Below are 11,541 nucleotides of genomic sequence, written 5' to 3' on the forward strand. Positions count from 1 at the left end.
TTGCGTTTTCGGTTCAGGGGTTGATGATGTCGTTCAGGAGAATGTAGCCGAAGAGCGTCAGAAGCAGCGCCATGCCGACCTGCTGAATGCGCATTTTCACCTCGAAAGGTATTTCGCGGCGGATGATTCCCTCGATGGCGTTCATGACGAACTGGCCGCCGTCGAGCGCCGGAACGGGCAGGATGTTGATGATTGCCAGCGATATGGAGAGCACGGCCAGAAAGTAGAGGAAGCTGAGCGGGCCCTGCTCGGCGCTGCGCCCGGCGATTTTTGCGATTTTCACCGGTCCTCCCAGCGATTTGCGGAAGTCCTCCTGCCCGGTGAAGATTCGTGCGAATCCCTGTACGGTCATGGCGCTCATTTTCCAGGTCTGCATGGTGCCGCTGGCGATCGACTGGAAAACGTTCAGGCTTATGCGTTCGGTATCGAGGGTCTGACGGAGCGCGATGCCTATTTTTCCCGCCGGCGTCGGTACGACTTCGGTTACGACGCTGCGGCCCGAAGCGAGAATCTCTTTCGGATCGGTGGCTTTGCCGGGAACCGGTTCAAGGTATTTCCAGGTGATGGAGAGCGGTTTTCCCGCATGTGCGGAGATGATGGAAACTACCTCGCTCCAGTCCGAAACCGGTTTGCCGTCGATGGCTGTGATGAGCGCTCCCGGCTTTATGCCGGCTTTTGCCGCCGGATCGTTTGCAAGCACGTCGTCGATAACCGGAGGCATGACCGGACGAATGCCGAGCGCCTGGTTCTCGTTAAGCTTCGAAAGGATGTTTGACGGCGCGGAGATGGTCAGGCGTCTGCCGTCGCGAAGCACGGTGTAGCTCAGCGACGGGGCGGTGAACGATGCGGGATCGAGCGCCTCCTCCCAGCTTTCGACCGCTCTGCCGTTGACTGCCGCCAGTCGGTCGCCCGTCTCCATGCCCATGGATGCGAAGACGGAACCCTTTTCGATATAGACCGGGTTGTCGACCGTGGTTCTCGATTCTCCGAGCACGAGAGTCACGCCGATAAAGATTGCGGCGGCAAGCACCAGGTTCATGAATACGCCGCCGGCAAGCACGATCAGGCGCTGCCAGACCGGTTTCGCCCTGAACTCCCAGGGTTCGGGTTCCGACGCCTGGTATGCGGTATCGAGGCTCTCGTCCACCATTCCGGCGATCTTGACGTAGCCGCCGAGCGGGAACACCCCGACGCCGTACTCCGTTTCCCCGATTTTCTTTCTCCAGAGCCTGAGGTTGAAGAAGTCGAAACCGATATAGAATTTATCGACCCTCATGCCGAAAAGCTTCGCCGTAAGAAAGTGCCCCAGTTCATGCACGGTGACCAGAATGAATATGGCTACAATGAAAAAAAATGTGGTGTTCAGGACGTCCATAGTCTATCAATCGTTTCTGGGCATCTCTGTGTATCTGCTTCTGAGCACGATTGCTTCAGGCGACAATAGTACAGCGATGCCGTTTTGTAATAAAAGGGGCGCCCCGTCTGTGCGGGGCACCGGAACATAATCATGATTCACCGGTTATCGTCCGGGGTTTCTAACCGATGATCTTTTTTGCGGTTTCACGGGCCCAGCGGTCGGCCTGCAGGTATTCGTCGAGTTCGACCGGCAGGAAGGCTTCATGGGCCTGCATGGTTTTGTCGACCGTTTCGGCGATGGCGGTAAAGCCGATTTTTTTATCGAGAAACGCCGCAACGGCGATTTCGTTTGCGGCATTCAGCACGGCCGGGTAGGTGCGTCCCGCCTTGAGGGCGTCGAACGCCAGGCGCAGCGCGGGGAACCGCTCCATGTCTGGTTCCTCGAAGGTCAGGGTGCCGATTTTTGCCAGGTCGAGCCTGCCGATGCCTGTTCCGCAGCGTTCCGGCCAGGCCAGGGCATAGGCGATCGGCGCGCGCATGTCCGGCACGCCCATCTGTGCGATCACGCATCCGTCGATATACTCGACCATCGAGTGGATGATGCTCTGCGGATGCACAACCACGCCGATCTTTTCTGCCGGCATGTTGAAAAGCCAGTGCGCCTCGATAACCTCGAGACCCTTGTTCATGAGCGTTGCCGAATCGATGGTGATTTTTGCGCCCATCGTCCACTGCGGATGCTTGAGCGCCTGTTCGGGGCCGGCAAGCTTCAGCTCTTCGGCAGGAGTTTTGCGGAACGGACCGCCGGAAGCCGTCAGGATGATGCGCTCGATATCCTCGGTGCGGTGACCGGCAAGGGACTGGAAGATCGCGGAGTGCTCGCTGTCGACCGGAAGCAGCTGGACGTTGTGCTTTTTTACCAGATCGGAGACAAGCTGTCCGGCAACGACAAGGGTTTCCTTGTTGGCCAGGGCGATATGCTTGCCGGCCTTGATTGCGCTGACGGTCGGCACCAGCCCGGCTGCGCCGACAATAGCGGAAACAACCATATCCGAACCTTCGGCGGCGGCAACGGTTGCTGCTCCTTCGATGCCGTGAAAGATTTCCGGCTTGTGGTCCCCGAGGAGATCGCGAAGTTTCGCTGCTGCCGCTTCATCCCGTACCGAAACCACCTCTGGCCTGAATTCACTGATCTGTTCGGCCAGAAGACCGACATCGTGGCCTTCCGCAAGACCGGTAATCGTGAACTTGTCGGGGTGCTGCCTCACAACATCGATAGTGCTGAGTCCGATTGAGCCGGTACTTCCGAGGATGGATAATGATTTCATGGTTTTTTTTAAGATGTTTCCGGATTTTCGGTTACAATGCCGGCCTGAATTTATGCTTTTTCATAAAGGCTTACAAATCGGGCCGGGTTTCACCTTCCTGCCGACCGGGTTTTCTTTTTGCATTGAAAGAAAAATATCGTATAATAGTGCCCCTCAAGCGGGTTCCTAGCTCAGCTGGTTAGAGCGACTGGTTTACACCCAGTAGGTCGGGGGTTCGAATCCCTCGGGACCCACCCCAATCATGGATCGAAAAGGCAGGCCAAGACCTGCCTTTTTGCGTTCAGCCGCCCCGTTTCCGCCCGTAAGTTCAGAAAATAACCGAGAACCCTTCCGGTGGAGCGCCAGGCGGGAGTTCCCTTTTCCTGATTCCGCGAACCTGTGCCCTCGCAGGGCCGGTTCCGGCCCGTTTTATCAGCTCTTCGATCAGGCTCTCCGGTCCTTCGGCTTCTATTTCCACGGTTCCGTCGGCGAGGTTTCTCACCCAGCCCGCAAGATGCAGCTCTTTTGCCGAACGTTCGATGAACATTCTGAACCCTACCCCCTGCACAAGTCCGGAAACGACAAGATGTACTTTTCTGGTCATCGCTGTCGAACGGTTCTCAGTTTTCAGGCGGGCGTTTTTCTTTCAGCCGTGCCACGGCGGCTTCAAGTTCCTGCCGTTCGGTTTCGCTCATGTCGCTTTTTTCCTGCTCTTCCGGGGATTCATGAACGGCCCCGTTGCCGCTGCAGTCCGTATGCAGATGGGAGGGGTAACTGCCCTCGGGCCTTTTGCCGAGGATCTCCTCGATCTGGCAGTACTGCAGCATCTCTTTGCCGAGCAGCTCTTTTGCAAGGGCCTCGAGCTTGTCCCGGTTGGTGGTGAGCAGGTCGGTAACGCGCTGGCGGGCCTGCTCGACAATTGCGTTGACCTCGCTGTCGATCAGCCGGGCGGTATCTTCGCTGTATCTTCTGTCGATGCCGGGGCCTCCGGAGTAGGGGTTGTTGCTCTCGTAGTAGGAGAGGTTGCCGATCCGGTCGCTCATGCCGTATACCAGCACCATGTTGTAGGCTATGCCGGTGATTTTTTCGAGGTCGTTCTGGGCGCCGGTCGAGATTTCACTGAAGATGATCTGTTCGGCAATGCGTCCTCCGAGCAGACCGCAGATGCGCGCGAAGAGCTCGCTCTTCGTCATGAGGTAACGGTCCTCGAGCGGGATGTTCATGGTGTAGCCCAGCGCGCTCATGCCTCGGGGCACGATCGATATTTTCTGCACGGGGTCGTTTTCCGGCATCATCCAGCTCACGATGGCGTGGCCGGCCTCGTGGTAGGCCACGATCTGTCGCTCGCGCGGATTGATGACCTTGTTTTTCTTTTCAAGTCCTGCGACAACCCGTTCGATGGCATCTTCGAAGTCTTTCATTTCGATACTCTGCTTCTCACGGCGCGAGGCCAGCAGGGCGGCTTCGTTGGCGGCATTGGCTATTTCAGCTCCGGCGAATCCGGGGGTCTGCGATGCGAGGGCTTTCAGGTTCACGTCGGGAGCGAGCGACAGGTTCTTGGTGTGCACCTTGAAAATATCGATGCGCCCTTTCAGGTCGGGCTTGTCTACCATGATCTGCCGGTCGAAGCGGCCTGGGCGCAGCAGCGCCGAATCGAGTACGTCAGGGCGGTTGGTTGCCGCCATGAGAATGACACCCTTGTCGGTCGCAAAGCCGTCCATCTCAACCAGAAGCTGGTTGAGCGTGTTCTCGCGTTCGTCGTTGGCGCCCATCATGGCGCCTTTGCCACGGCTTCGGCCAACGGCGTCGATCTCGTCGATAAAGATGATACAGGGAGCTTTTTCCTTGGCCTGGCGGAACAGGTCGCGTACCCTTGCGGCACCGACGCCCACGAACATTTCCACAAAGTCGGAGCCGCTGATGCTGAAGAACGGCACTTCGGCCTCGCCGGCGACGGCTTTTGCCAGAAGGGTCTTCCCTGTACCCGGAGGGCCTACCAGCAGCACTCCCTTGGGCAGCTTGCCTCCCAGTTTCGTGTACTTTTTCGGGTCCTTGAGGAAATCGACGACCTCCATGACTTCGGCTTTCGCTTCGTCGAGGCCGGCCACATCCTTGAAGGTGATGCGGGTGTGTTCGTCGAGGTTTTCGTAGAGAGCCGCCTTGTTCTTGCTGATGTTCATGAACTGCGAACCCGGTCCGCCCATGCGGCGGAAAACGAAGAAATAGATGCCGATCAGAAGGGCGAAGGGGAGGATCCACTGCAGCAGTTCACCCAGCCAGGTGTTGCTCGGCATGCCCTGATATTTTATTCCCTTGCTTTCGAGCAGCTCGACAAGCTGCTCGTCGCGGACGGGCGTAACGAAAAGCTCTCCGGACTTGTCCGATGAACCGGGCAGAAGCATTTCCGGCTTTTCCCTGGAGGGTTCGGGTGCGGGAACGGCGCTTTTCGCGTCGGGTTTCAGCTTGATGTAGATTCTCTCCGGAGAGATTTTTACCGATTCAAGCTTGTTCTCTGCAATATATTTGCGGAAGGTGCTGTATGGGATTTCCACCGATGAGCCGGACCAGAAAAAAGCGAGCTGGATGCCTATCAGCAGCAGAATCACCATCACATAGTACAGTATGGAGAATTTGGGGCGTCGTTCGTTGTTTTCCGGTTCGTTTCTGTATGGATTTGAAGGTTTGAACAGGTTCTTTGCCATTAATCGTCAATCATGGTTATAATAAACAGGGCTCGGTGTGCGGCAGCCGTATCGGGTTGTTTCAGTCAGTTAATTTACGGGATTCTTCCATTTAATGAAGCATACCGTAAAAAACATATTGATATATTACCCGAACGTACAATGTCCGTCAGGGGCTATAAGTTTCAGGCCTGCCCGTGGACGGGGGCCTTGAGCGGTCGGCATGGGCAAAACGGACAAGGAAACCAATTTTTTCATGTGAAGCAAACGGAGAAAGGCGAAATGAGTGCTGCGCGTCAGAAAGCAAACCGGAGGATATCGTCAACGAAGTCTCTCCTGTGTGTCGGCCTCGACAGCGATCCCGAGAAAATTCCGGGGGTGTTCTCCCGCATGGCCGACCCGGTGCAGGCATTCAACCGTTCCGTGATCAGGGCAACCAGAGAGTCTGCCGTAGCCTACAAGATCAATACGGCGTTTTATGAGGCTCGGGGCATCCAGGGGCTTCGAGACATGGAGCATACTCTCGGCGAGATACCTGCGGAGTGCATGACCATCGCCGACGCCAAGAGGGCGGATATCGGCAATACCAGCAGAAAATATGCCCAGGCATTTTTTGAACACTGGCCTTTCGATGCCGTTACGGTTGCGCCTTATATGGGCTTCGACTCCCTTGAACCCTTTTTTTCCTATACCGAAAAGCTTGTTTTCGTGCTCTGCCTCACTTCGAACGAGGGCTCCCGCGATTTCGAGGAGCAGCGGCTGCACGACGGCAGGCCACTTTACGAGGCCGTGCTTGAGAAGGTCGGACTGTGGCAGCAGGCAGGCAACGCCGGTGTGGTGGTCGGCGCCACCAAGAGCGGTCTGCTTGGCGAGCTGCGCCGTCGTGCGCCCGGTCTTTTTTTTCTTATCCCCGGGGTCGGCGCCCAAGGGGGCTCGCTTGAGGATGCCGTGCGTGAAGGCGTCGATGCGGCCAGGGAGAGCGCCGTTATCAATGTGAGCCGCAGCCTCATCTATCCTGCCGGATCCTTCGAATCCGTCGAAGAGTATGAAGCCGCGGTCGCTCTGGAGGCGCGAACCCTGCACGACGCCATGAAAAGGGCTCTGGAGTAACGAGGATGACAGGGATTGCGTATTCCTTATATTGATTTATATTGATTTTACATTTTTTCTTTCGTCCCGCGTCCCGCGTCCCTGTCGCGTGACGGAAAATCCCAGGCGGTCTTACATCTATTAAACTGAATTTTTATGTGTGGAATTGTTGGCTATATCGGCAAAAGAGAGGCTGCTCCGCTGCTGCTGAACGGACTGCGGCGTCTGGAATACCGGGGTTACGATTCGGCAGGTATTGCCGTGCTCAACGGCAGGCTCTCTGTCGTCAAGCAGAAGGGAAGCGTAGGTGATCTTGAAATTGCGCTGCAGGACAGCGCCGATCTGCTCAGCGGGGCGACGGTGGGTATTGCGCACACCCGGTGGGCGACCCACGGCGATCCCAGCGACCGCAACGCCCATCCCCATCTCAACAATGCCGGCGATATAGCGCTGATCCATAACGGGATTATCGAGAACCACGCGGTGCTTCGCCTCGAATTGTCTTCTCACGGCTACACGTTCAACAGTGCTACCGATACCGAGGTGCTGGTGCATCTTATCGACCGCATGTGGAAGGATGAACCTTCACTGAACCTCGAGGGGGCGGTGCGCCGCGCGCTGCGGCATGTCGAAGGCGCATACGGAATCTGCGTGATTTCGTCCCGGGAGCCGGGAACGCTGGTCGTTGCCCGCAAGGGAAGTCCATTGGTGCTCGGGCTTGGCGACGACGAGTTTTTTGTTGCTTCCGATGCCGCCCCGATTGTCGAGCATACCCGCAAGGTGGTCTACCTCGGCGACGGGGAGATGGCGGTCGTGACGGCGGAGGGATATACGGTCAAGACCATCGAGAACATCGAGACCGAGAAGCTCATTACCGAACTCGATTTCGAGCTTGGCGAAATAGAGAAGGGCGGATTCGAGCATTTCATGCTCAAGGAGATATTCGAGCAGCCCGACGTCATGCACGATGTCATGAGGGGGCGCGTGCGTCTTGAGGAAGGAAGGGTGCGGCTCGGGGGTATCGAGGACTATCTCGACCGCCTCAAGCAGGCCAGGCGTATTGTCATCTGCGCCTGCGGCACCAGCTGGCATGCCGCTCTTATCGGCGAATATCTTATCGAGGAGTTCGCCCGCATTCCCGTAGAGGTCGATTACGCTTCCGAGTTCCGCTATCGCAACCCAATCGTCGGCACCGACGACGTGGTCATCGTCATCTCCCAGTCTGGTGAAACCGCCGACACGCTTGCCGCGCTTCGCGCCGCGAAAGAAAAGGGCGCTCTCGTCATGGGCATCTGCAACGTCGTGGGTTCAACCATTGCCCGCGAGACCCTGTGCGGCATGTACACCCATGCGGGTCCCGAAGTCGGTGTTGCATCGACCAAGGCGTTTACCGCCCAGGTGATCGTACTCTATATGCTTGCCCTCGCGCTCAGCAAGGGGCGGACCATTTCGCACGACGAGATCGCCCTGAATCTCAGGGAGCTGACGCGCGTGCCTGAAAAAGCCGCCCGGATCCTTGAACTCGACAGCCAGATCAAATCGATAGCCGAAATCTTCAAGGATGCAAAAAACTTTCTGTACCTCGGTCGCGGCTACAATTTTCCTGTCGCGCTCGAAGGAGCCCTGAAGCTCAAGGAGATCTCCTATATCCATGCCGAAGGATACCCCGCTGCGGAGATGAAGCATGGTCCGATCGCGCTGATCGACGAAGACATGCCGGTCATTTTCATCGCCACCAGAGACAGCACCTACACCAAGATTCTCAGCAATATCGAAGAGGTGCGGAGCCGCAAAGGCCGGGTTATAGCCATCGCCAATGACGGAGACAAGGAGATCAGCAGCCTTGCCGAGCATGTCATCTACATTCCGCAGGCGACCGGGCCGATCATGCCGCTGCTGACGGTCATTCCGCTGCAGCTGCTTGCCTACCATATCGCGACGCTCAGGGGGTGCAATGTCGACCGTCCCCGCAATCTTGCCAAATCGGTTACGGTGGAATAGTCTTTAAAGGAGCAAACGCATGGATCTTCATCAGGACGCCCGTTTTGCGGGCGTACTCTCCGACCTGGATCGCATTGCCCGCGAGCTGGTCGATACGGGGAGGCTGGCTGCCATCGCCGGAACCGCCGGGAGCGGCGTCGTCATCGAATTCGGCATGTACGGAGAGGGTAACGAGGCGGAACCGAGCATTCTCATCAACATCACTTCACAGGAAGAGTTCGACGGCGACGAATGCCTGCTGGACGATTTCGAGGATTATGTGATCAGCCGTCTCGAGGTTGCCTCCCGTGACTGGTCGCAGGAAGTGACCGGCCTCCTGGGAGACGACCGGCCGATTGTGCTGCTCATCAATGGAGAAGAGTGCTGAGGGGTTCCTTTAAAAAGTTGTTGCGCGCCCGAATAGCTGCGTCGGTCGGTGCCTGGAATCCTCATGTACCCTTACTCCGGGTTCTGCGCTCCCTCAGCCTTTCCCGTTGATCGATCGTCACACGTTTCAGATATGCCTTGATGCTGATGCCCGCCTTTCGATGCCGTAACGGGAATTATTACCGGTAATTGACAGTTCAAAAAGGTTTTAAGACAGGTATAATCTCGTCGTGGGATTGCCGGACATCACAAAATCCTGATTGCGTTATGGAAGGTCATATTGTCATTACCGGGGCAACCGGGGTAATCGGCGCCGAGCTTGCCCGCAGGCTGATCACCCGGGGGGAAAAGGTCGTTCTGCTTGTCCGCTCGACGGCAGCTGCACAGGCGAAGGTTCCCGGAGCGGCGGCTTACGTGCACTGGGACGCAGGTCTGGCTTCGGGCGACTGGGTTTCCTCCGTTGATGGCGCCGGAGCGGTCATTCATCTTGCCGGAAAACCGCTGCTTGAAGCCCGGTGGACCGAGGAGCACAAGAAGGAGTGCTACAATTCGCGCATCGAGAGTACGAACAACATGGTTGCGGCGATCGCTCTGGCGAAGCGGAAACCGGAGGTGTTCATTTCGGCTTCGGCTATCGGATATTACGGTTCGTTCGAAGAGTGTTCCGATACGGCTGAACTCGACGAATCGGCCCCTGAAGGTCGCGACTTTCTGGCGGAAATCTGCGTAGACTGGGAAAAAGCCGCGATTCCGGCGGCAGGATACGGTGTCCGTCTTGTTCTGCTCCGTACCGGAATCGTGCTTTCCACGAAGGGGGGCATGCTGCAGAAAATGATCACCCCGTTCAGCTTCTTTATCGGCGGTCCGGTCGGCTCCGGCCGCCAGTGCCTCTCATGGATACATCTCGACGACGAGATAAACTGCATTCTGGCAATCCTCGACGACTCCCGTTATCAGGGCGCCGTCAATGCCGTGGCCCCGCAGCCGGCGACCATGAACGATTTCGCCCGGGAGCTTGGCCATGTGATGGGACGTCCTTCGCTGATTCCTGTGCCGAAAATCGCCGTGCAGCTCCTGATGGGCGAGGGTGCAGATTATGCCGTCAAAGGCCAGAGGGTCGTGCCCCGAGCGCTTGAACGCAATGGCTTCGTGTTCCGGCACCCCGATCTCGGTCCGGCTCTCGGGGATCTTGTTGCCAATGAGAGCTAACGGTGCTTTTCACCGATCCGTTTCAGGGCGCCCGACGCCTGCTTTCTGATGCGGGCCAGAGCTTGTGGCGCTCATGAATCCTCAACACAAAACAACAGAAAAAGGAGAACATTATGGGAACCAGAGGACGTGCGATTGTAGGGGAACATCTTCCCCGCGTACTTGAACTCCTCAACAAGGCGTTTGCCGACGAATGGCTGGCCTACTACCAGTACTGGCTGGGCTCGAAGGTGGTGCAGGGCCCTATGAAAGATGCGGTTATCGCCGAGCTGCTGCAGCATGCCGCCGATGAACTGCGCCATGCCGACATGGTGACCACCAGGATCATCCAGCTCGGGGGCACTCCGGTAACCAGCCCCCGGGAATGGTTCACCTGGTCGAACTGCGGCTACGATGCTCCGGACGATCCGTTCGTGAAAAAAATTCTCGAGCAGAACATTGCCGGAGAGCAGTGCGCCATCAATGTCTATAACAGTATTATTCAGGAAATAGGAATGAAGGACCCGGTGACCTACAATCTGGCGGTTCAGATACTGCAGGATGAAGTGGAGCATGAAGAGGATCTCCAGTCGCTTCTCGAGGATGTCGGCATTATCCTCGGCAAATAAAGCTTTCGGTTGACCGGAAAAAAACAGCCGGGCAGAAAACGCTGTCCGGCTGCCGGTAAAACCCCTCTGAAGGATAGATCAGTAACGGTCTCTTCTTGCCGGGCGCTCTTCGCGGGGCCTGGCTTCATTGACCTTTATGGTACGGCCTTTAAGATCCTTGTCGTTCATGGATTCGATAGCTTCACGAGCTTCGCTGTCATTCGGCATGTCAACAAACCCAAACCCTTTCGAGCGGCCTGAAAACTTGTCGGTGATGATGTTGGAGCTGTCTACCTGTCCGAACTGGGAAAATACATCACGCAGATCGTCTTCGGTAACGGAGTAGGGTAAATTGCCAATGTAGATGTTCATTGTTAGTCTCTAGTAAACATGTGCATTGCTAGGAAAAGAAACGCAGACAAATAACCAAGGCACAAATTACTTGCACGCGATCAGCCAACCATTGGCTAATTAATGCTCTAATTTACCGCAATTAGCAATGCTTTTCAAAAATAAAAAAGCCGGCAGTATGTGGAAATTTGAGTATTAACAGGTAAAATCGGCATTTGTTCTGTTTTTTCCGTGAAAAAAAATGCGCGCTTTTCCTTTTTCCTGTCAGTTTTCCTTCTGTTTCACGCGCACCATCCACCCCCTTTTTTTCCTCTCTTTCCGGGTATCATCGCTTCAAATCGCTGATTTTCTACTTTTTTGTTATAAAATTCGACGATTTTTTGTTTTGAGTTTAAATATTTACTACTTTCATGTAGTAAAGTTTAAATATTAAGGTTTTCCGTAATTCTAAACCATCAGGTTATGACGAAAAAGTTTTCGTATCCATTGCTGCTGCTTGCAGCGGCAATGCTGTTCAGCGGCACGGCATGGGGAGCTGAAGAGGTTGTCACCGACACCGGCACCACCTCCTGGATGCTCACCTCCACTGCGCTG

At 56.1% G+C, this 11,541-nt stretch carries 10 protein-coding genes and 1 tRNA gene; 6 read left to right on the forward strand and 5 right to left on the reverse strand.

Annotation, left to right across the window (positions count from 1 at the left end):
- Positions 1 to 13: 13 nt before the first annotated feature.
- Both rseP and WBP50_RS00095 read right to left on the reverse strand, forming a co-directional pair.
- A complete protein-coding gene (rseP, locus tag WBP50_RS00090) occupies positions 14 to 1,375 on the reverse strand; it encodes an RIP metalloprotease RseP (RefSeq protein WP_423931023.1) in 1,362 nt (453 codons plus the stop codon).
- Positions 1,376 to 1,535: 160 nt separating this feature from the next.
- A complete protein-coding gene (locus tag WBP50_RS00095) occupies positions 1,536 to 2,684 on the reverse strand; it encodes a 1-deoxy-D-xylulose-5-phosphate reductoisomerase (protein WP_423931024.1) in 1,149 nt (382 codons plus the stop codon).
- Positions 2,685 to 2,843: 159 nt separating this feature from the next.
- Here WBP50_RS00095 and WBP50_RS00100 point away from each other — a divergent pair.
- Positions 2,844 to 2,917 (forward strand) — tRNA-Val (locus tag WBP50_RS00100).
- A gap of 74 nt (positions 2,918 to 2,991) precedes the next feature.
- On the opposite strand, the gene WBP50_RS00105 is transcribed toward WBP50_RS00100, so the two are convergent.
- Together WBP50_RS00105 and ftsH are read right to left on the reverse strand one after the other, a co-directional pair.
- Positions 2,992 to 3,267, reverse strand: a complete 276-nt coding sequence (locus WBP50_RS00105) for an acylphosphatase (protein ID WP_423931025.1) — start codon at positions 3,265 to 3,267, stop codon at positions 2,992 to 2,994.
- 16 nt (positions 3,268 to 3,283) lie between these two features.
- Complete coding sequence (gene ftsH, locus WBP50_RS00110; protein WP_423931026.1) at positions 3,284 to 5,365, reverse strand: ATP-dependent zinc metalloprotease FtsH; 2,082 nt, start codon at positions 5,363 to 5,365, stop codon at positions 3,284 to 3,286.
- A gap of 261 nt (positions 5,366 to 5,626) precedes the next feature.
- Here ftsH and pyrF point away from each other — a divergent pair, with 261 nt between their 5' ends.
- From pyrF to WBP50_RS00135, 5 genes are all read left to right on the forward strand, one after another.
- Positions 5,627 to 6,454 (forward strand): orotidine-5'-phosphate decarboxylase, encoded by an 828-nt coding sequence (pyrF, locus tag WBP50_RS00115; protein ID WP_423931027.1) that lies wholly within the window; start codon positions 5,627 to 5,629, stop codon positions 6,452 to 6,454.
- A 135-nt stretch (positions 6,455 to 6,589) separates the two neighbouring features.
- Complete coding sequence (gene glmS, locus WBP50_RS00120) at positions 6,590 to 8,434, forward strand: glutamine--fructose-6-phosphate transaminase (isomerizing) (RefSeq protein WP_423931028.1); 1,845 nt, start codon at positions 6,590 to 6,592, stop codon at positions 8,432 to 8,434.
- 19 nt (positions 8,435 to 8,453) lie between these two features.
- Positions 8,454 to 8,801, forward strand: coding sequence for a hypothetical protein (locus WBP50_RS00125; RefSeq protein ID WP_423931029.1), 348 nt, complete (start codon positions 8,454 to 8,456; stop codon positions 8,799 to 8,801).
- 266 nt (positions 8,802 to 9,067) lie between these two features.
- Positions 9,068 to 10,009 (forward strand): TIGR01777 family oxidoreductase, encoded by a 942-nt coding sequence (locus WBP50_RS00130; protein ID WP_423931030.1) that lies wholly within the window; start codon positions 9,068 to 9,070, stop codon positions 10,007 to 10,009.
- A 113-nt stretch (positions 10,010 to 10,122) separates the two neighbouring features.
- Positions 10,123 to 10,617: a ferritin-like domain-containing protein gene (locus WBP50_RS00135; RefSeq protein WP_423931031.1), complete on the forward strand. Its 495-nt coding sequence runs from the start codon at positions 10,123 to 10,125 to the stop codon at positions 10,615 to 10,617.
- A gap of 78 nt (positions 10,618 to 10,695) precedes the next feature.
- Here the strand turns inward: WBP50_RS00135 and WBP50_RS00140 are convergent, their stop codons facing one another.
- Complete coding sequence (locus tag WBP50_RS00140; protein WP_423931032.1) at positions 10,696 to 10,968, reverse strand: RNA recognition motif domain-containing protein; 273 nt, start codon at positions 10,966 to 10,968, stop codon at positions 10,696 to 10,698.
- Positions 10,969 to 11,541 lie beyond the last annotated feature (573 nt).

Origin of the sequence: Chlorobium sp. (assembly GCF_049593655.1) — a bacterium.
In the GTDB taxonomy this organism is placed as follows: Bacteria; Bacteroidota; Chlorobiia; order Chlorobiales; family Chlorobiaceae; genus Chlorobium.